Annotated in this window: 17 protein-coding genes; 11 read left to right on the top strand and 6 right to left on the bottom strand. The window is 44.3% G+C overall.

Features of this window, described 5'->3' with window-relative positions; genetic code table 11:
• The first annotated feature begins 63 nt into the window (after positions 1 to 63).
• Together CKO50_RS23010 and CKO50_RS23005 are read left to right on the top strand one after the other, a co-directional pair.
• The gene (locus CKO50_RS23010; RefSeq protein WP_095730078.1) at positions 64 to 1,116 is read left to right on the top strand and encodes a hypothetical protein; all 1,053 of its coding nucleotides are present in this window, start codon (positions 64 to 66) and stop codon (positions 1,114 to 1,116) included.
• Between the two features lie 75 nt (positions 1,117 to 1,191).
• The gene (locus tag CKO50_RS23005) at positions 1,192 to 2,250 is read left to right on the top strand and encodes a hypothetical protein (protein ID WP_095730077.1); all 1,059 of its coding nucleotides are present in this window, start codon (positions 1,192 to 1,194) and stop codon (positions 2,248 to 2,250) included.
• A gap of 79 nt (positions 2,251 to 2,329) precedes the next feature.
• Here CKO50_RS23005 and CKO50_RS23000 read toward each other — a convergent pair whose 3' ends face one another.
• Entirely contained in the window at positions 2,330 to 3,565 is a 1,236-nt protein-coding gene (locus CKO50_RS23000; protein WP_095730076.1) for an MFS transporter, read from the bottom strand.
• A gap of 438 nt (positions 3,566 to 4,003) precedes the next feature.
• A complete protein-coding gene (locus CKO50_RS22995) occupies positions 4,004 to 4,519 on the bottom strand; it encodes an acyloxyacyl hydrolase (RefSeq protein ID WP_010604071.1) in 516 nt (171 codons plus the stop codon).
• A gap of 180 nt (positions 4,520 to 4,699) precedes the next feature.
• On the opposite strand from CKO50_RS22995, the gene CKO50_RS22990 reads away from it, so the two are divergent.
• From CKO50_RS22990 to CKO50_RS22955, 8 genes are all read left to right on the top strand, one after another.
• On the top strand, positions 4,700 to 5,446 hold the full coding sequence (locus CKO50_RS22990) for a transporter substrate-binding domain-containing protein (protein ID WP_095730075.1): 747 nt from the start codon (positions 4,700 to 4,702) through the stop codon (positions 5,444 to 5,446).
• A 77-nt stretch (positions 5,447 to 5,523) separates the two neighbouring features.
• Positions 5,524 to 7,881, top strand: a complete 2,358-nt coding sequence (gene ygjK, locus CKO50_RS22985) for an alpha-glucosidase (protein ID WP_255231181.1) — start codon at positions 5,524 to 5,526, stop codon at positions 7,879 to 7,881.
• A gap of 78 nt (positions 7,882 to 7,959) precedes the next feature.
• On the top strand, positions 7,960 to 9,162 hold the full coding sequence (locus CKO50_RS22980; protein ID WP_095730073.1) for an iron-containing alcohol dehydrogenase: 1,203 nt from the start codon (positions 7,960 to 7,962) through the stop codon (positions 9,160 to 9,162).
• Between the two features lie 206 nt (positions 9,163 to 9,368).
• Positions 9,369 to 9,839 carry a sigma-70 family RNA polymerase sigma factor gene (locus tag CKO50_RS22975; RefSeq protein WP_095730072.1) on the top strand — a complete coding sequence of 157 codons (471 nt, stop codon included), beginning with the start codon at positions 9,369 to 9,371 and terminating at the stop codon, positions 9,837 to 9,839.
• A gap of 10 nt (positions 9,840 to 9,849) precedes the next feature.
• Entirely contained in the window at positions 9,850 to 10,815 is a 966-nt protein-coding gene (locus CKO50_RS22970) for a FecR domain-containing protein (RefSeq protein WP_095730071.1), read from the top strand.
• Between the two features lie 84 nt (positions 10,816 to 10,899).
• Entirely contained in the window at positions 10,900 to 13,623 is a 2,724-nt protein-coding gene (locus CKO50_RS22965) for a TonB-dependent receptor (RefSeq protein WP_095730070.1), read from the top strand.
• A gap of 67 nt (positions 13,624 to 13,690) precedes the next feature.
• Positions 13,691 to 14,281, top strand: coding sequence for a biliverdin-producing heme oxygenase (locus CKO50_RS22960; RefSeq protein ID WP_095730069.1), 591 nt, complete (start codon positions 13,691 to 13,693; stop codon positions 14,279 to 14,281).
• Positions 14,278 to 14,667 carry a YbaN family protein gene (locus CKO50_RS22955; protein WP_095730068.1) on the top strand — a complete coding sequence of 130 codons (390 nt, stop codon included), beginning with the start codon at positions 14,278 to 14,280 and terminating at the stop codon, positions 14,665 to 14,667. Before CKO50_RS22960 ends, CKO50_RS22955 begins: the two co-directional genes overlap by 4 nt.
• 16 nt (positions 14,668 to 14,683) lie before the next feature.
• Here CKO50_RS22955 and CKO50_RS22950 read toward each other — a convergent pair whose 3' ends face one another.
• The gene (locus tag CKO50_RS22950; RefSeq protein WP_095730067.1) at positions 14,684 to 16,708 is read right to left on the bottom strand and encodes a methyl-accepting chemotaxis protein; all 2,025 of its coding nucleotides are present in this window, start codon (positions 16,706 to 16,708) and stop codon (positions 14,684 to 14,686) included.
• 198 nt (positions 16,709 to 16,906) lie between these two features.
• Here CKO50_RS22950 and CKO50_RS22945 point away from each other — a divergent pair, with 198 nt between their 5' ends.
• A complete protein-coding gene (locus CKO50_RS22945; RefSeq protein ID WP_095730066.1) occupies positions 16,907 to 17,359 on the top strand; it encodes a HugZ family protein in 453 nt (150 codons plus the stop codon).
• On the opposite strand, the gene CKO50_RS22940 is transcribed toward CKO50_RS22945, so the two are convergent.
• The 3 genes from CKO50_RS22940 to CKO50_RS22930 form a co-directional block, all read right to left on the bottom strand.
• Positions 17,356 to 17,751: a GNAT family N-acetyltransferase gene (locus tag CKO50_RS22940; RefSeq protein ID WP_255231176.1), complete on the bottom strand. Its 396-nt coding sequence runs from the start codon at positions 17,749 to 17,751 to the stop codon at positions 17,356 to 17,358. The genes CKO50_RS22945 and CKO50_RS22940 overlap by 4 nt on opposite strands.
• A 178-nt stretch (positions 17,752 to 17,929) precedes the next feature.
• The gene (locus CKO50_RS22935) at positions 17,930 to 18,778 is read right to left on the bottom strand and encodes a GyrI-like domain-containing protein (protein ID WP_255231175.1); all 849 of its coding nucleotides are present in this window, start codon (positions 18,776 to 18,778) and stop codon (positions 17,930 to 17,932) included.
• Positions 18,762 to 20,135: an MATE family efflux transporter gene (locus CKO50_RS22930; RefSeq protein ID WP_095730065.1), complete on the bottom strand. Its 1,374-nt coding sequence runs from the start codon at positions 20,133 to 20,135 to the stop codon at positions 18,762 to 18,764. Before CKO50_RS22930 ends, CKO50_RS22935 begins: the two co-directional genes overlap by 17 nt.
• Positions 20,136 to 20,143: the final 8 nt, after the last annotated feature.

Raw genomic sequence — 20,143 nt, 5'->3', positions numbered from 1 at the left:
GTAGGGAATTTTGTTGTAGGCCGACCATAGATGTAGCACTTGGCGCTTTAAAGGACTTAGACAATGAAAACTAACTTTGTATACACTGCTGCACTTTCAGCGTTATTAACAAGTGCTGCACTTGCAACTCCCGCGCAGGCCGATGAATATAAAACAATTCTAATTCATGGCTTTCAAGCGGACCAACTTAATCGCCCTAACAGTACTAATGTCGAGCTTGAGGGTGAAGAATACTGGTCATCTTTTTGGATAAACCACGCTGATGAGCGTATTGATTGGCCTTCTTATGAACGCTTACAAGGCAAAATTGCAACAGATTATATTTGGCCAAAACTAAAAGCATTTGCAGAAAATGGAACTTGTAATTCTGGCTGTGTCTTTATTACCCACTCAACGGGTGATTTGGTTGCGCGCTATATCTTAGATAACCAAGCAACCTGGCTTGAAAATGCGGGTCTTCAACCACTCAATATCATTGCTACTTTTGACCTTGCAGGTGCAGGTGGCGGAAGCGAACTCGCAGACACTGCTATCAACGCTGCGACTTCTGGTGGTGTAGTCGGTGAACTTACTCGCCAAGCAGTTGAGGCATGGCTTGGCAGTATGCCTGAAGAGTTTGGTATCATGTGGGATTTAAAAGTAAATAACGCGCGACAAGTTGCTCAGTACCCAAGTGACAATGCGCCTCGCCTACGTTTTGTTGCTGATGCAAGCGATTACTACGGCCTCACTTCAGGTTTCTTACCAGGAAATGATGATGGTGTTGTGTCAACACACTCTTCTTGTGGTGCATCGACAAAAGGTGACTTTGGTAGTTGTAGCACAAGCGTTGCTATCAACGGTCAGTTAGCCGCTCAAGATGATGCTGTAACTAGCTTTATGCCATATCACTATCCACTACTAATGAGCGCGGAATATAGCCACGGTAACCTGCCAGATGCAGGATACCAAGGCAAAGTAACAGCGGCTCGTACTCAGTTTAACGCGGGTTATAAAACGATTAGCTACAACACCTATGAAGAAACAACGGGTAGCTGGTTTTGGAAAAAGACTTACCGTTATGTTAGCGAGTCTAACTCACAAAGTTTTTCACAGTTAATACTGAACTCACTATAACTTAACGGTTATTTTGCTAATTTCTATACCCAAGGAACTGCTCCATGCAGTTCCTTATATTAACCGAGTATTGCTATGAAAAAGTTTTTGTTGATTAGTGTCATTCTTATTGTGATCTGTATCACTGCAGGATATTTTGCCTTGCAGCGCGAAGTTCTGCCCTCACCTGCGTTAGCAACAACACCACAAGTCACCACTCCTATTTTGACGCCACCAGCCATACCTAAGACTACGATAGCACAAAAACAATCACTGATTGAATCGCTACCACTGGCACAAGCTGCGCAATCAGCTGCGGCACATTATGAGTATAGTATTTCTCTACCTCCTTATTCACAGCCCCTTGGCAAAGGTGATTTTGATAGGCTCAATCCAAATCATTTCTATGCCATCGAAATGCCAATTGAAGAAAACAACGAACAAGTGTCTTTGTCGCTGAATCAATATCGCTTTGTGCACCCTGCTACTATCGAGATAAGTTTATCTGGTAGTCAATTTTCTAACGCAACCGCAACGATACTTAACCCTACATCACAGCAAACCCTATCTACCACCCGCCTCAAAGAGTCTGATGGTATTTGGCTTGGTGCAGTCGATGGCGAGACAACATGGCCTCAAGAGCTGAATGTCGTCGTGCGTGCTAAGCCAAGCTCGGCTAAGGCCGTTGCATTAACGGCAAGTATCCGCTATTACCAACCTAGCGCCACACTGCTCGCCATTGCTGAACCTTACCCCGAGCAAGCAGACCTGATAATTCCATTGCAACTTGAAGTAAAGCAAAGTGGTACTTATCGTATCCGTGCAAACCTATTTACTTCCGATGGCACACCAATCAGTCATTTGGTTGAAAAGCAAAAGCTAAGCGAAGGGAAACAGGTATTCAACTTAAAAGCACATCAGTCGGTGCTTGCTCCTTTTTCAGAAAAGTCCGGCCCGTCCCAGTTCAAGCTAAAGACATTTGTGATTGAGAGAATGTCGCCAATGCCTGGAGAGCTCGCGCAGTTTGGTGATAGCAAAATAACCGAATACCACATCACTGATTTCTACTTTGATGCGCTAGAGAAGCGCCCATATCAGCCCTCGGCTGCGGAGCGTCAACGTCTGGATTACTTGCAAAAAATGGCGGGGAAGTAAAGTAACTAACCTTTGCTTAGGATCATTAATATAAAAGCAAACAGTCGGTGACCCTTTCTAGGTCACCGAGTTAGCTAAGCTATATCGCTTCTGACGTCGCCTTAGGCTTCAGCTCAGCGATGCGATAAAACCCAAGTGCGGTGATAGATACTAAGGTCATGATGATGAACAGCATCATGCCGGAGTAAAAATCTAAAATAAGTCCGCCTAAAATAGGCGCTAATGCGTACCCTAATGAACATAAGCCAGCAGCACCAAAATAACTAGCCTTCAGATTATCTGGTGCCAATCTGTCAATATAGACATTGATGTTAGTAAACATAATTGCTTCGCTCAGACTTAACACCATCATGGCTGCAATCCATCCCCAAATATTTTGTACATCATTCAAGGCCATCATGACTTGTGAAATAATCAATATCACGCCACCCGCATAAAGCCTATTTTCAATGCGCCAATTACGCATCAGATGTAGTAATGGAAACTGACAAACGATGATCACACTAGAATTTGCGATGATTAAGCTAGAAATTAGCCAAGCCAAATCGGGGACCTCTGCACGCGTCAAATACTGCACTAGGCTAGAGTCACATTGCGCATAGACCAAATACACTAAAGTTGTAGCAATTAGCACAATTAAAAAGACCCTATCTTTTCGCAAGATACCCAGCCACTGTGCAAACTTCGGCACTGACTGAGCGGCAGATTGCAAAGCAAAAGTCTGCGCTTTACTCTGTTTAGGTCTAAAGTAAAGCAACGCGAGCAACAAACCAATATACGAAATGCCAGTATAAATAAAGCTAAACTGCTCGCCATTAAGCCCCGCCCATAGACCGTACAATGGTCCTAAAGCCGCTCCCACATTCACGAGAAAATAGAGTAAATGCAGTGCAAGTTCCCTGTCTTTTGCGTCGGCAAGCTCTTCAGTAAGTAACGCTTTACTAGGCGCATCCCACAGCGTTCTGGGTAGACAAGCTAAGAACACTGACGTTGCAAACAGCCACAACGATTCAGCCACAGCCAACAGTGAAAAAGAAATCACACCAACAAACACTGCCGTGTAGAGCATTTTGGTGCGACCGAAGCGGTCAGCAAGATTCCCCGTATAAAACCCCAAAAATACGGCAAAAGTAGCGGACACCGTCAACAATAAACCGACCTCAGTTGCACTCAGTCCATAATTCTCGTACAGAATAACAGCCAAAAAAGGCCATACCATGTAGTAACTAGCGCGAACAAAAAAGTTACCAATAAGCATGACCCAAACTAAAGGTGTAAAACGCTTTAACCGTTCAATTGCAGAGCTATTCTCCATTGATGTTCCTTGATTATTATTGATTTACGCAGAACCCTAACTCCTAAACCTTAGTTTAGGTCAAGCGTTTAACTGCATTCTATTATCTCGGAAACTGGAACTCTATAAAGAAAAAATGACGTTATTTAACCTGAGGTTTGGATAAGGAATGTTCCAACTCATTGTTGCTAAAGCACAACTTAGTTTTTTCCTTGTCTAGCCAGCAAGTTTTAGGGAAAACACCGCTTCCGCGTCCTGCTCTCGCTAAGGTACCTACATCCTGTAGGCAAGGCGAATTTACGCACCAATAGCTGGCTATTGGAAGTGAATTCAACGCAGTTAGCGCTAAAACTGGCTGCTAGAAAAGCATTAATTATCCGCAGCTCAGGTTATTTAGTAAGAAAAATTTCATCCTTGAAATCACAAAGGGAGATAAAACTAACTCAATGAAATTAAGCGTTAAAACCGCTTAACGTAGAACACATTAAAAAAATCAAGACCGGGATTGTGGTCGCTCAAACCAGCATTAGAATAATGCAGATATCGGATCCCAACTTTAGTACTGGGGTTCAAATTAACACTAAGTCCAATACGGTCTTCAAACTGATAGTGAACGCCAATGTCTTTGCCCGCAAATCGGGTATCACTGACGTAGGTCATACCAATCCCAAACTCAAAATTTACCGGCTTGCCAGCAAACTCGGTCAGTGGAACACTAAGCACTGGTGACAATGCAATGGCAAACGTCGTGTCTGAGCGTTTTGGTTTGCCATATTCCCAATAGTTGGTGCTTAGTTCAAAATAAACATAGGCCCCTTCTCCAAAACCATAATCCGCTAAACTATAATGCAAGGGACGATACCCAAGCCGCAACCCTTTTACATCCCCCTCTCCCATCACATAATCAACTGCAACTTCACTAGCATGTGAGTAAGTAGACACAAACAACATAAGCAAGAATAAAACTAAGCGCATAACGACTCCTCTACAACGAGAGCAATTTTACGCCATTATTTGATTCTTAAAAGACACCAAAAAACCATATAATAATTTCCAATAACACACCAATATAGAATTTAAACTGGTACATTAATTTACCCAAAACCAATAACACATTATGAGTTATACTGTTAAAAACGATCTTGAGAATGTGATATGCTGTATATAATTGGGAGCGTTATAGGGATATTTAGTGTATTCAGTGCCTTAGCCACAGCACCAACAAAAGTAGATATCTACACAGAGCATTTTCCTCCGTACCAGATAGAGCAAAAGAACAGCACCATTACAGGGCCTGCTACGGATATTGTGCGCCTCATTATGTGGGAAGCAGAGCTAAGTTATCAAATTTATATGTTGCCTTGGGCTCGCGCAAAAGCCTTTTCCAAAAAATCCCCGTACTCATTGCTCTACTCGATCGCCAGAACAGAACAACGTGAAGAAAACCACATCTGGATTGCGCCACTTTGTGAGCTAAAGGTCGCATTTTATAAGCGTGCTGATATTGCCAATCAACAAGTATGGGAAATATGGAAAATCAAACAACATGTTGTCGCTGTTGCGGCTGATCAACTCTCCGAAAACTACTTAAAGGCACAAGGCTTTGTCGCCGATAAGAACATGCTATCAGTAACCAGTTTGAGTCGTGCAGGTGAGCTGCTTGAAAGAGACAGAATAGACTTTATTTTTGGTGCCGAAAATTTTGTAGATAGAATGGCTGCTAGAATGGGTTTAGTGGAGCAATGGGACAAAGTGCTAGAAGTCCCTGAGTTAAGTAAAACCCTTTATTTAACCGCCAATCCCAGCGCCCCTCCAGAATATATAAGTCGGCTACGCGCCGCCGCTGAACGAGTACAGGTGCAACGCAAAAAGGTTGATGTCGGCTGCCCCATTGACGAGTAATTCATCGTTTGCTACTGAACTTTGCACGTCGCTGTGATAGCATCTCCAAAATTGTATACTTTATTCAAAAATAACAAATGAAAGTACTCACAGGAATGTTATTACTCGTGCTCTTTGTAGCATGCAAAACACACGCAAGCCCAAAGATCATCAATGCGGTTTCACGCTTTGGTCATCCTCAGGTGATGAAGCCCGCAGACAAGTTTGGCCATAGTCCATATTCACCACTTTTTGATAACGGCGCATGGCATGGTCACTTACTTCCTCATAGCGCTGCGGAGTTTGGCGGCTTCACGGGTAACGCGATTATCACCGAAGAGTATTTAACGTATTTATTTGAACGTATTGAGCGTCTACAGGTTTTTCATGGTAAGACCAAGTTGCAATTTGATGCAGCGCAGTACAGCCTGCCCGGAGAGCTGGTGCAAACACTCAGACATGAACTGGCAACGGTCACAATCCGATTACGCTTTGTAAGTGAGCGTGTTTCTCTTATTCAAACCACTATTCATACAAAGCAACAACTGACTTTAAAATTGGACGGCAAATTACTCCACCAGCTTAATGAACAACAAACACTGGACCAACAATACCCTAAGCTCGCACCAACCATGGTTGCCAATGAAAGTGGTATTAGTACCACTTTTGGTCGTGTTCGCGATCCGTGGGCGCTTCTGACCTCTGGTAGCAACGAGTACTCACTCACTCGCACAATCCCTTTCAAAAATGTGGTGGAAAAAAACCGTTATTATAGCGAGACGCAAATCTCTGGTGATCTGCAGTTTTATACCGCCATAAGTTATGTACACAATCAACAGGAACGCATACAAACAGCAAAGGCCGTTGCCGAAATTCTCTCATCCCCTGTTACGTATTGGCAACGCTCTAAAGCTCGCTGGATGGGCTATTTAGCACGCTATCAAACCTTACCACGAGATAAACAAACATTGGCGATAAAAGCCGTTGAAACCCTTATTGGTAACTGGCGATCTCCCGCAGGGGCAATCGCGTTTGATACCGTATCGCCTTCGGTTACTGCCCGTTGGTTTTCCGGCAATCTAACTTGGCCTTGGGACAGCTGGAAACAAGCGTCAGCGCTGAGACTATTTGCACCAGATTTAGCCAAGGCCAACATTGATGCCGTATTTTCCTATCAAATAGCAGCTAACGATCCTGTGCGACCCCAAGATAAAGGCTTATTACCCGATTTAATTGGTTATAACCTGCCACCAGAACGCGGTGGCGATGGGGGCAATTGGAGTGAACGGAATTCAAAACCCTCGCTGGCCGCTTGGGCGGTGTTGAATACCTACCATGCCAGCAAAGATAAAGCTTGGCTTGCACAAATTTACCCTAAACTTGTCGCCTATCGTGATTGGTGGCTGCACAACCGCGATCACAACCAAAATGGCATTCCTGAATTTGGTGCAACCATAGATAAACACCATAATAATCAAGCGGGTGAGCTGTTATTTTATCTACATGAAGGAAAACAAAAGCATGCCCACTTTGGGCTAAAAGCCTATCGCGATGCGCAGGCGCAAGGTAAACAGATAAGTATTCCCGCCCAGACCGCAGCGTCATGGGAGTCTGGAAGAGACGATGCTGCTAACTTTGGTTTTATCTCACCACAGCAGCTTGAGACCTATGTGAAGCAAGGTGGTGATGCTAAAGACTGGCAAGTCGAATTTGCTAGCAATAAGGACGCCCAAGGCCATCTACTAGGCTACTCTTTGATGCAAGAATCGGTTGATGGGGCCAGTTATTTTTATTCTGATACCAAAAACTTGAGTACCATCGCCGATATCTTAGCAAAACCACAAGAAGCCAAAGCATTTTCAGCACAAGCAAAGCAGATCGCCGATTATATTAACCGCTGCATGTTCGACGATCACAGCGGATACTACTACGACATTCGCATTGCCCCATCACCGCTTGAAAATGGCTGTGCAGGAAAACCAATCGTTGAACGTGGTCGCGGCCCGGAGGGTTGGGCTCCGCTCTTTAATCAGGTCGCAACAGCGTATCATGCTAAACGCGTCTCTGAAGTAATGCTCAGCCCCAGTGAATTCAACACCTATATTCCTCTAGGCTCTTCATCCCAGACCAACCCTGCATTTGGCGCAAACATCTATTGGCGTGGTCGTGTCTGGCTTGACCAATTGTATTTTGGCTTGATGGGACTAAGTTATTATGGTTATGTAACTGAAGCGAACACTTTGCTTGATCGATTTATGCAAAATGCGGATGGTCTGATGAAAAACGCGCCTATTCGCGAAAACTATAATCCACTCACCGGCGAGCAGCAAGGTGCTCCGAACTTTTCATGGAGCGCGGCCCATATTTTGCTAATGATAGAAGCATTTGAGATGGACAAGCCCAAAGCACCAATTAAAGAAGAAAAGCCAGTTTCACAGCAAATCACTACAAACTAGCCGAAAATTTGCTAGCAATTCAGTGATGATCCGTCTACATTTTTTAAATGATACAAAAACAAAATTAGACGGATCGCAATGAGTTGGTTTTACCGTATTTACCATTTTGCCCTAAAGTGCATTGTTATTTTTATCGGGATCCCGAATCCCAAATTACATCAGGGAAAAACGGGGCTGTTAGACGCCATTAAGGCGCTGGGGTTAAAAAGTGGAGATAACGTCTTAGTCGTGACCGACCAAGTGCTGCTCAAGCTCAACTTGCATCAGGTTGTGGAAAACACACTACGTGAGTCAGAGTTAGTCACGCATTATTACGCAGATGTTTTACCCAACCCAACCATAACAAACGTTGAAGATGGTCTAAAGGTCTACCAACAGCATCAGTGTAAAGCAATTATCGCGCTTGGCGGTGGCTCGGTACTCGACACGGGCAAGCTGATCGGTGCTCGGGCTGTCAAGCCGAACAAACCGGTGACTAAACTCAAAGGGTTGTTTAAAGTATTAAAACGCCTACCGCCGAATATCGCGATCCCAACAACCGCAGGAACCGGCTCGGAGACCACCGTTGCCGCCGTCGTTAACGATCCTACTAATCACGCCAAATATGCCGCGACTGATTTTTGTTTAGTGCCACACCATGCCGTGTTATTACCAGAATTAACCACAAGTATGCCCGCACATATCACTGCGACAACGGCAATTGATGCACTAACCCACGCCATTGAGGCGCTACTGAGCATTAACTGTCTTAAGTTTAGCCGCGAACGTGCTCTTGAAGCCTGTAGAGCCATCTTTGAATATCTACCCAAAGCGCAACAAGACCCACAAAACTTAGAAGCAAGAACACAGCTACTACTCGCTTCTCATTACGCAGGACAAGCTTTTACCAGAACCTCTGTCGGCTACGTGCATGCAATTTCACACCAATTGAGCGCTCAATATGGTACGCCGCACGGGCTTGCCAACGCAGTGTTACTCATGCCCGTGCTAACCTGGTATGGCGAGCGCATTAACCAGCAACTCGCGCTCATCGCCAGATACTGTGGATTAACCTCGTTAGACTATCCCGTCGAGCGCCAAGCAGATGATCTTTTAGAGCACATTGAGCGCTTACTGCTTGATTTACAAATCCAAACCACGCTCGCCGAAGTACTCCCTGATGATGCAGCACTACTCGCAGAGCTGGCGTTAAAAGAAGCACATCCGGATTATCCGGTGCCCCATTTTATGGATCCCAGCGCCTGCCAGCGCATTATCAAAGGTATCGCTCCTACGCCTTAATAAGCACTGCGCTTGGTGGTTGGATCCACAAAATTAAAGTAAAGCTAATTGTTTCATGATCTTACAATCAACTTTCAAGTAAAAACACTAAAAACATAAAATCTATTAACGAACAGTTCAAAGCCAGCAAACGCAAACAAAAACAATTCTCAATAACAATTTTTAATGCTAGTATGCGCGACTTTTGAAAAGCAAACTGGTGTATTTTGGAACGTTATTACTCAGAAGTATTAAGTTATATCGCTCGTTCAGTGGGGTGCAAAGACAAGGCTCAAAATATAGTTCAAGAGGCGTATACCCGAATACTAAGTTATAAAAGCAGCAATCCAAAGCAGGATAACACGCAAGAGCGCGCGCTGTTTTTTAAAGCCGCGAAAAACATTGTGATTGATCAGTATCGAAAGAATCAAACCATTGCAGAGCCCGACGACGTCGAATTAGTCGCGCCAAGTCATTATGAGCCCGAGGCTAAGCTTGCAAGTCAACAGCAACTGGCATTACTTAATCGAAGTATCGACTCCTTACCCCTAAAAACCAAACAAGCATTTGTGCTCTATAAATTTAAAAACTTAAATCAGCCACAAATAGCAGAGCAAATGGGGATATCTGTCAGCATGGTCGAAAAACACTTGGCAACTGCCATGCTCACTTGCCGTAACGCATTACAAAAACAATAAGAGAATCACAATGGACCGTCATAATGTATCAATACAACAGCAAGTAAACCACTGGCTGAAACTCGAAGGGCAAGGGCTCAATAAAGTGCAGCAACAAGCGCTCGATCGTTGGCTTGGTGAAAGCCGTGCGCACCAAACAGCCTATCAAGAAAGTAAACAGGTTGAGCGACTGTTATCGCAATTTTCAGAGCAAGACATTGCACAATTAGAGAACCCAGTTACACACTCTAAGCTTAAATCAAAGACAACTCAGCGGTACTTCGCCATTGCTGCATGCTTTGCACTTCTTACGTTGAGTTTCTTTGGCTATCAAACGTGGTTCTTTCAAGTAAACAACGACACCTTTCACGCCAGCTATCAGTCATCACGAGGCGAATTGCGCAATATCTCACTGCCCGATAACTCGCTACTGACCTTAGATGCCAAAACTTCCCTCGCTATTGATTTTGATGGCAACCGGCGCAGTAATAAGCTACTCAGTGGTCGCGTGCTGTTTGACGTTGCCAGTGACAAAAGCCGACCATTTGTTATCAGTGCCGGCAGCACAAAAATTACCGTATTAGGTACCCGCTTTTCCGTTGATAAAAAAGCCGATAGCGTTCGCATTGTGGTGGATCATGGCCGTGTAAACGTGCAAAGCCAAAATCAGCAAATAACGCTAACAAAAGGTCAAATGGCGGTCGTGGGCAGTGACGGCATTGTCAAGACTGAGTTTGATCCAAACCTCAATCTCGTTGATGCGTTTAAACAAGGACGACTCGTGTTCGACAATGCGCCACTCAACGAAGTATTTGAGGAATTTAAACGACATCATGCGATAAGTTACACCTTAACCGCTCAATCAACTGAGCAATTAGTAATTTCGGGTACTTTTTTAGCATCAGAGCTAAAAAGCTTTTTAAACTTACTTCCACATGTTCTCCCTGTAGAAGTTAAAGAGTCTAATAATCATATAGTTATAGTTAATTCTCGATGACAAGATAAAAACATTTAAATTTTTATTGAGGAGTTCTCATTCTCATTCGTTTTCACCTTAGGTAATTTATTTGGACGCATAACAATGAGAACTCGCTCTGTTTTCAACACAAAACTCACTCCCTTAGCATTTGCACTCGGGCTTGGCCTGAGCCTGCCTGCAGCCGCGCAGAGTCAAGTTGCTATATATCAATTTAATCTTGCACAGCAACCTATTAGTCATACCTTAACGCAGGTAGCTGAGGCTGCGAGCATGAATCTAATTGCCGATGCGAAACTATTAAATGGCCTGCAAGCCCCTGCACTTAAAGGTGAAATCAGTTTAACCGAAGCACTAGAGCGTACGCTAAAAGGTAGCCAGTTAACAGCGAGCATTATCGACAATAACATTGTTATTAAAGCGGCGATTAGCGGGTTAACGCCAGCAAAAGGCAAATTCAATAACACTCTGGCTAAGCACAACCAAACACCAAATCCGCAAGATAATATTGAAGTTATCACTGTCAAAGGCGATAAACTCAACCTTAATCGTGAACAGATTGCTCGAACCAAGGGCTTATCTAACTCGGATATCTTCTCAACGTTTTCTGGTGTAGAGGCAAACAATATTCGAAATGAAGCGGGTGCACTTGATATCGGTATTCGTGGCGTTCAAGGCGAAGGCCGAGTGCCGATTTTCATCGACGGAAGTTTGCAATCAACGCACACAAACCGAGGCTATATGGGTTCGTCTGACAGAACCTATATCGATTCAAACTTGATAAGCTCGGTAAATGTCGAAAAAGGCGCATCAGCCAAAGCATCTCCTTTTGGCTCAGGCGCAATCGGCGGAACAGTCAATATCCGTACCTTAGGCACGCAAGATATTCTCCAAGACGGTCAGAATCTTGGCGCTTTAGTTAAGATAAATACGCACAACAATAATAAAACACCTGAAGTACCTGAGAGCTTTGGCCTGCAAAGTTATTACGAAATCAGCAACCACAATGACACACTCGACTTTGCAGGCGGTGGGTTTACGCTAGCGGCCGCTTATCAACAAGATAATTTGCAAGTGGTACTCGCTTACAGTAAGAAAAAGGTTGGTAACTATTTTGCTGGTAAAAATAGTTTTAACGACTTTGTTGAAGCCAAGGAGTACGTGCGTTGGGAGCCTTCAACTGAACACCAAGGGCAATATGACGAAGTCACAGTAGTCGACCTTATTCCACCGCCGGTTAATCAAAATGGAGAAGTCGTCAATACAAGCTTTGAAAGCGACTCATACCTAGCCAAACTAACTTATGCATTTACGGATGAACAATCGTTAGAGGTGAATACACGCTACCATAAGCAAGAAGCGGGAGAAATGTTAGCCACCTACTGGTACAAACAACGAGCCGGTGACACCAAGTTTTGGAAGGTGATCGATGAAAGTGGCCAAGAACAATGGATGTCCGAAGAAATTCCAGAAGGTGTAGAAACCATGCCGCAGTGGGCTCCGGGTTCTGCTTTGGTAAATAGTGCCAGTGCGCTATACCATTTTTTACCGAGTAATAACTCATTAGTTGATCTCAGTATTAACGTTTGGCGTACCAGCGCGAGATTACAGCAATATAATGCACTAGGTAGCAACCTAGGAGCAAATGCGGGACAATACTTTCACCGTTATAATAATCAGCGTCATGGGATAAGTGCATTCAATACCTCTGCATTATCTCTGGCAAGTACACCGATTATTTTGACCTATGGCCTATCCTGGCAAGTTGAAAAATTAAGCCCACATAAAGACTGGAAAGACAACTTTAATCGAGACTGGTACCCTGCTGACTTCAATTTAAAAGCGACTTCACGACATGGCAAGCAAACAAAACGAGCGTTATTTGCCAATGCCACTATCGATCTTGCGCCAGTAGAGCTTGCACTGAACTTAAATCTTCATGACTCGGCAAACGAGGACTATCAAGCAGGCGAGAAGCTTACATTTGATGCCAAAGCGGATGTGACTGTGCAAGCAAATTACCAATTGCTTGATAATACAGTCATTAAAGCCAAATACAGCAACGCATATCGTATGCCAAACCTGTACGAAACAACGGTTTCTAATGAGGTGTTTTCCTACTCTAGTGACTACCCGATCACCCCTGAAAAAACGAAATCGTATGATATTGGCTTTGAGAGTGACTTTAGCAACTTACTCAGCCACGGGGATAAGCTAATTATCTCGGCGGAGTACTTCTACACCCATATTGAAGACATGCTAGCCACCGGCTTTTTACCTAAACCCGATGCACCTTCATGGGAACAAACATTTACCTTTACCAACTATGACAAGTTTAAACTGCCTGGCACAGAGTTTGGTATTCATTACCAAAGCGACCTATTTTACAGCAAGTTATCTTACACCAAGTACACAAATGTAGAGATGTGTTCACGTTTAATTGCACAGGCTGAAGGCACCGCGACTTGTAACACAACGGGCTTTTCAGGCAGCTTAACACCACTTCGTGTGCCCCCTGAAAAAAGCTATATCGCTACGCTTGGCATGACACTCTTTAACGACACAATTGATATGGGCTTTACTTACAAAAAGCACTCTGAGAAACATCACCCGGGCGGCTTTTTGGCAGGGACTGGGGTAACTGCACTTGAGTATATTCCAGCAGGCTATCAGCTCAACTTTTATCTTGATTATATCTTTAGCGACAGCATCAAAGGCAGCCTAGCGATCACCAACTTGACCGATCAATATAAGGTTTCAACCGGCTCAATCGTCGCAATGCCGGAACCTGGGCAAACCATGTCGATTGGCTTAGAAATCAAACTTTAATAAACACTTACGCGCTGTACTTTTGCTTAAAGACAGCGCTATATTTTTACATCACCTTGGAGCATTAATGACTACTGTTACCTCTGCACTTTCTCGAGCGCAAAACTTAAAACATGCAACTGCAGATACCCACGACAATGTAGACAAATCCATTATGGCGCAAAACCCATTCGTCAATACACAAAGCTATCTCGATTTCTTGCGATTACAGTTTTATTTTTTAAAAGATGTGAGCGCCCTTTATGAACACCCAGAGTTGTTAGGGCTTATTCCTGATTTGGCTGAGCGTCGCCGCTTAGGCTTGCTTGAGCAAGACTTTATCGACCTTGAAACCGCCATCCCTACTCCCTACTTAATGCCAGAAGTAACCAATAATACCGACACCGCCAAAGCGCTCGGCTGGCTGTATGTGGTTGAGGGCTCAAAGGTAGGTGCAGCCATGCTAGGTAAACAAGTTGGGGCCAAGCTTAGTTTTAATGCGCAGCACGGCGCTCGATATTTAGCAGGCCCAGGAGCTGGCCGCGGCAGCGCTTGGCGAGAGCTTGTGCAAATCATAGACTCAATTGAATTGAGCGAACAGCAAGAACAGGCGCTAATTGAAGGTGCTCGTCAGGCATTCACCCGTTTCCAAGCATTCCAGGCACACGTTTATTCATGATGTTTAAAGCCGCCTTAGCCAACTATAAAAAAATAGCCCTACTGCTATGCGGATACCTATTTGTAGCCCTCGGTGTTATTGGTATTGTTTTGCCCGTCATGCCAACCACTGTGTTTTTTATTCTGGCTTTGGCGTGCTTTTCAAAAGCCTCTCCTAGGCTTGCCTTGTGGCTGCTAAATCACCCAAGGTTTGGCGCTTCATTAACGCAATGGAAGCAATACAAGGTTATTCCGCTCAAGGCCAAAGTCATGGCAACAGTGGGCATGACAGCAAGCTATGCGTTACTTATTTTGCTCTCACCAGCGGCCTGGTTAGCCTGTGTAGTTGGCAGTATAAAAATCGCAGTAATGTCTTATATTTATTCCAGACCATCAAAGCGTATTTGAATAGCGGTTTACACTTTTACAATTTAAAACGCTCAACCAGTGTTGCTAGACGATGCGAGAAGCTGCTTAGTGACTCGCTGCCTTTCGCCAAGCTTTGCATCGCCTGAGCATTCTCATTTGCGGTACTTTGTGCATCTAGCATCACCTGCTCAATTTGCTGACAATCCGTCGCTTGGTGATCAGCGGCTTGGCTGACTTCTTCACTCAACTGCGTAACCTGTAAAATAGCGTTGGCAATTTCATCCATGGCACTGGCAAGCGCCTCACTTTGTTTAACACATGAGGCAACATCACGTTGGCCGGAATTAATGGCCTCTGAGGCGCTATGTGTATCTTGTCTCAGTGCTGCGATCATTTGGTTAATTTCATTAGTCGACTCTTGCGTCCTTGACGCAAGCGTTCTAACCTCATCGGCGACCACCGCAAACCCTCTTCCCTGCTCACCAGCTCGAGCCGCCTCTATTGCTGCGTTTAGCGCCAACAGATTGGTTTGCTCAGCGATAGAAACAATGGTATCCAAGATACTGCCGATATTTTCGCTATGTGTGGTCAATTGAGTCATACTCTCTACCGCTTCACTCATGCGCGTGCTGAGCGATAAAATATGTTCTTTATTGTCTTGTGTGTATTTACTGACTTCGGTTTTATGCTGGTTAGCGGTATGGATGCTCGCGAGGCTATCTGACGAGCGCTTAGAAACCGCCAAAGCACTAGCTGATATACTTTGTGCTAAGCGATTGGCATTATCCATGCGGCGCATTTGCTCAGTCGCATTATGGGCTATTTGTTTACTTTCGCTTAATGATGATTCCGATAGTCCTTCTAACTCATGAACCTGATTATTGATTGACTCTAGCAAAGCACGGAGATTGTCTTTAACCTGATTGATATTATCAATTAACTGACCAAATTCATCATCACTGCGCTTACTCATTTGCTTCGAAAAGTCTCCAGCAGCAAGGTATTTAAGCATTTTATTCACCGCAGCCAACGGCCCAAGCATTGCCCGGCTGGTTGAAACCGAGATAAACGCACCTAAAGCGATAAAGACAATCACCAATAAGATGGCGGTATTTTGCGCCCGCTCGATAAGGGTTTCAGCATTATTTTGAGAACGATTAAACGCCGCATTGGCGCTTTGCTGCATTTTCTCAAGCTCGGTTAAAATGGCAAACGCATGCAGCTCTGACTGCTTGTATAACATCGCCGCTTGCTGCTGCTGACGCAGTTTCTCTTGTACCGCGACATAAAGATGACCTGGCTCACCCAGCTTTTCCCTGAGCTTAGTCATGCCCTCACTAAACTGATTTAACAAATCATCTGCATCCATGCCATAGGCTTGGCGCTTCAAAAACGTTAGGTTATTTTCAATATTATCTAATAAAAACAGCATGTCTTGCTGGTGCTGTTCTACTTGCTCTAGCGTTAACCCGCTGATCCGCTGACTGTTGTTTTCCAAAGTAAACAACATGTCATCAATACGAACGCCAGTCCCGACCATTTCTTCCAACTGCCGTGTTTTGTCTGTCTCGATTAACTCAAGATCCAGCATGGCATTGCTGGCCTGTTCTTTATCCTGTTTAAGTGCTTGATATTGTGATTGGATCCGTTGCTGCGCTTGTACAACATCTGTCTTAGCCTGCAACATTTGTTCTGCGGCACGACTGAGCTGCTCACCCAGCGCCAGAGTTTGCTTTAATGGTGTGACAAATTCAGGCATGGCTTGCGTCAATGACGTTAAGTGCCGCTGGCGCTCAACATACAGTTGCTGCTGTGTGGTAAATTGCTGTCGCGCCCGATTGATATCTTGCTCGCTTTCGAGGGTATAAGCTTGAGAAACCAACTTGCTGAGCTTAAGCTGCTCAAGTTGCAAGGCGTCAGCACTGCGCTGAATAGGCAAAGTAATTTGCCCCATATTTTGATTAGCGGACTTTATTTGCGCCAATGCTAAATAAGCAAGCGCGCACGCAAGTAGCAGCAGCACGCCTAATGCACTAAAGCCTAAAGTAATTTTTTGTTTTATTGTTAGTTTACTTAGCATAATGTCATTGCTCTGTTTTGAGTAAACAAACTATGTTACAAACGAGATAAAAAACCAAGTAAATACTCTAAAAATTACCAACATACCTTTTAAAAAGGTAGCTTCAAATTTGCGATTTTGCTTACTCAGTTTTTGATTTTATTTTTAGTTTTAGCGATCATAGCAGTTAGGTGTTTTACTATTTAAGCGCATAACAAGATGAGAGAAACCGCAATCAACGAAGCAAAGGCCCTATGCCAAAACCATAAGAGCGCATTTTTATCTACCCTTTCTAACAACCAAAAGGGGTTTCCCTTTTCTTCTATCGCTCAATATGTTTTTCTTGAAGATAATCACTTTTACTTCTTCATTAGTGATATCGCCCAGCACACCAAGAATTTAGCCAAGCACCCGGCACTTTCGTTTATGGTGCTCGGTGATGGTACGGTTGAAGACGTTGAAAATGCGCGAGTTACTATTCTTGGGCATGCACACAAACTGCCAAGAGCAGATAGCGAAAGCCTGATTGCACAATTCGTAATAAAACACGAAAAAGCTCAGCAATATGCCATGCTCGGTGATTTTCACCTATGGCGAATTGAAGTGGCTAGGGTTCGATATGTAGGCGGTTTTGGCCGTGCATTTTGGTTAGAAAAACAGGAATGGTACTAAACGTTCAAACTCGCTTTCTCGTCCATGCGATTGGTCATGTCAGCCAAGGTTTTGCACCAGAAGCCACACGAGCTTTCAACCTTATCTTGCATACGCACTTTCCAACGACCTTTGTATACCGACCAAATGTGTGCCATAAACTCGGTGGCGTAACGCTTTCTGCGCTCGGCAGGAGTAATATACAGTGCACTGACTTCAAACTCTCGGCGGTTTGAAATACCAATTACGGTAAAGCCAACCAACTTACCATCAGCATAAAAAAGATAAGCGATATTGGTTGCGCTACACAGTTCAAACGAGCCCACCTGCTTTTGATAATGACTCGCTTCTAGCAAATGTGTAAAAGTCTGCTCGCTGTATTTATCAACTCGAATTAACTCTAGTTCAACCACTTTTTTAATCTCCCGCTAGGTGTACGGTTGATCATGCTTAAAGTTTGTGGGCGAATTGTGAAGTTTTTAGATTGATTTAGTAAATTTTAGCGGCTTGACCTTTAGCCAGATTTCCAGCGCAATCACCTTTTCACTTGGCGAGCCTCCATTTTCTTGTGAAATTACTTCCGGATAATGTTCAATTAAGGNCGTATCCGCTTTGTGGCAGCCACTTTGCAAAAATATCTAATTGGAAACTCAACAAGTCTTTAATTGCTCCACGGTAATCAAAAATTGCGTATATTCCCGCGCTGAGCACATTGAGTTGATATGGCCGAGTCACCGCAGATTTTAACTTGTCGTTAATCACAATTGCGCCATCGTAACGCGCTTTATCTAGTGGCGTAAAAACGGGATTATCATGACCAAAACCAAACTTTTGTACTTGGCTATAATCCAGTCCATGTGCACTAGCCCACGCTGCAAGCTGCTGCCAACAGGCGCTAATTCCTTGCAATTGGTAGCCTTGTGACGCACGTAATGTACATAAGGATAGCTGTGAAATAGAGTGTAGTTTAACAGGCTGAATAACACTGTGTCGCTCAGCTCTTAATGCGTGTATCCGGGTAAGTTGTGTCGTGTTAAGGGCAGGCTCAATGTTATTTTTTGCCACCAGCTTCCTTAGCTGTTCTGTTTTTCGCACACTTGAAGGAGTCACACCAAAGTGCTCTTTAAACGCTCGCGAAAAGTTTGCGCTACCAGAAAAACCAAACTGTAGCGCAATATCTGTCACATTGTACTCTTCGGCTAGCAACAACATATTGGCCGCGCGCTCCAACCTCACGCGATTAGTGTACTGGCTCAAAGATTCACCAATCACAGCTGCAAAAATGCGCTGGAAATGAAACTTAGAAAAATGGCTCAGGCTCGCCGCTTGCTGTAACGAAAGCGGCGACTCTGGATTACTATGCACCCACTCAATGACAGGTTGTAACCGCCCTAAATATATCTCTTCAGCGCTTAACTTTTGCTCAGTTGATTGATGCAAGCTGTATCTCTCCCGATTGGCTCTTAGCCTGTTGATAGTGCCGCCAACACAGTATCAGTGTTAACCCTGCGGCTATAAAATCAGCCCCTACAAGTGCCATAAATACACCATTTAAGCCAAAGTAGTGCGGTGCAATAACGATTAATGGAACTAGAATAAACATCACCTTCAAGGCGCTGTAAAAACAAGCGCGTTTGGCATCACCTTTTGCTTGATAAAATCCAGATGCTAAAATTACCACGCCAAATAGCGGCATCCCCCAAAGGGCTGAGCGAAAAACGCGCTCTCCTATTTCGAGAAATTCACTCGCTTCGGTAAACAGGCTCAGCCATAGCCTCGGCAATCCCATCAACCCTAGCGTCAATAACAGCGCAAATCCTGTCATACCTAAAAAAGCAACACGCGTACACGCTTTTACTCGCCCACTATGTCCTGCCGCTAAGTTATAGCCAACAATAGTTTGAAATGCGATCAACATTGCAATCGCGGGTAAAATTGCGAAATTAATAATACGTCCCAGCATGCCGTGGGCGACTACCCAATTTTCGTTTGCAAACGACAACAGCTGCCAGTTAACCACCGCAGTTTGCACGCCAAGGCAAAATTGCGTGATCAAGATAGGCATCCCGATTGCGAGGATCGGTAGCCAAGCTCGAGGTTTCCAACACACCTTAACCGCAAGCAAGTCAGTACGCTTTCTTTTGAGCTGAAGCGCAATAATCAATGCCCCCAATTGCGCTGCGATTGTCGCATATGCCGCACCAGCAACCCCCAAACCAAATTGCGCGATAAATAGATAATCAAGCAGTATATTGAGCACAGCGGAGACTAATAACAACAGCATCATCAACTGCGGTTTACCCTGACCACGGAACATGTCTGCCACAATAGGTAATAAAACTCCGGTAATGGCACAAAGATATAGTGGCTGTAAGTAGCTAAGCGCATCCTTTACAAAAACCGCTTCCACTTGCAAAAGTGATAAGAGCTCAAGTGGATAAAGCCAACCAAGTACCAAGAATACCACGCTGACTATACCGCCAATTATCAGTCCATGACCGATAACCTCTGCGGCTTTATCTACTTGCTTTGCACCGATTAACCTTGTCATTGTGGCCGCCATGCCTGCAGATACCATAGCAGTTAGCGCTATCATTAACACTTGTAGCGGGTAAATCATTGCCACGGCACCAAATGCCATTTCTGACACATAGCGACTAATGAACCAGCCGTCGACCAAGGCATATAAACCCACAACGAGTAAACCGATACAAATGGGAATACAGGTTCGAATAAACAGCGCTAATATGGGCATCTCGGCGAGCTGCTCGAGTCCTAATTGATTTTTATCTTTCATGTAAACGA

This window comes from Pseudoalteromonas sp. HM-SA03 (assembly GCF_002289345.1).
GTDB lineage: Bacteria > Pseudomonadota > Gammaproteobacteria > Enterobacterales > Alteromonadaceae > Pseudoalteromonas.
Note: the sequence above shows the minus strand (reverse complement) of the source record. Positions and strands in the feature narration are given on the sequence as shown.

What these genes read in the sequence shown, in the direction of transcription:
- CKO50_RS23010 (WP_095730078.1), top strand. Translation starts at nt 64, where the DNA reads ATGAAAACTAACTTTGTATACACTGCTGCACTTTCAGCGTTATTAACA.
- CKO50_RS23005 (WP_095730077.1), top strand. Translation starts at nt 1,192, where the DNA reads ATGAAAAAGTTTTTGTTGATTAGTGTCATTCTTATTGTGATCTGTATC.
- CKO50_RS23000 (WP_095730076.1), bottom strand. Translation starts at nt 3,565, where the DNA reads ATGGAGAATAGCTCTGCAATTGAACGGTTAAAGCGTTTTACACCTTTA.
- CKO50_RS22995 (WP_010604071.1), bottom strand. Translation starts at nt 4,519, where the DNA reads ATGCGCTTAGTTTTATTCTTGCTTATGTTGTTTGTGTCTACTTACTCA.
- CKO50_RS22990 (WP_095730075.1), top strand. Translation starts at nt 4,700, where the DNA reads ATGCTGTATATAATTGGGAGCGTTATAGGGATATTTAGTGTATTCAGT.
- ygjK (WP_255231181.1), top strand. Translation starts at nt 5,524, where the DNA reads ATGAAAGTACTCACAGGAATGTTATTACTCGTGCTCTTTGTAGCATGC.
- CKO50_RS22980 (WP_095730073.1), top strand. Translation starts at nt 7,960, where the DNA reads ATGAGTTGGTTTTACCGTATTTACCATTTTGCCCTAAAGTGCATTGTT.
- CKO50_RS22970 (WP_095730071.1), top strand. Translation starts at nt 9,850, where the DNA reads ATGGACCGTCATAATGTATCAATACAACAGCAAGTAAACCACTGGCTG.
- CKO50_RS22965 (WP_095730070.1), top strand. Translation starts at nt 10,900, where the DNA reads ATGAGAACTCGCTCTGTTTTCAACACAAAACTCACTCCCTTAGCATTT.
- CKO50_RS22960 (WP_095730069.1), top strand. Translation starts at nt 13,691, where the DNA reads ATGACTACTGTTACCTCTGCACTTTCTCGAGCGCAAAACTTAAAACAT.
- CKO50_RS22955 (WP_095730068.1), top strand. Translation starts at nt 14,278, where the DNA reads ATGATGTTTAAAGCCGCCTTAGCCAACTATAAAAAAATAGCCCTACTG.
- CKO50_RS22950 (WP_095730067.1), bottom strand. Translation starts at nt 16,708, where the DNA reads ATGCTAAGTAAACTAACAATAAAACAAAAAATTACTTTAGGCTTTAGT.
- CKO50_RS22945 (WP_095730066.1), top strand. Translation starts at nt 16,907, where the DNA reads ATGAGAGAAACCGCAATCAACGAAGCAAAGGCCCTATGCCAAAACCAT.
- CKO50_RS22930 (WP_095730065.1), bottom strand. Translation starts at nt 20,135, where the DNA reads ATGAAAGATAAAAATCAATTAGGACTCGAGCAGCTCGCCGAGATGCCC.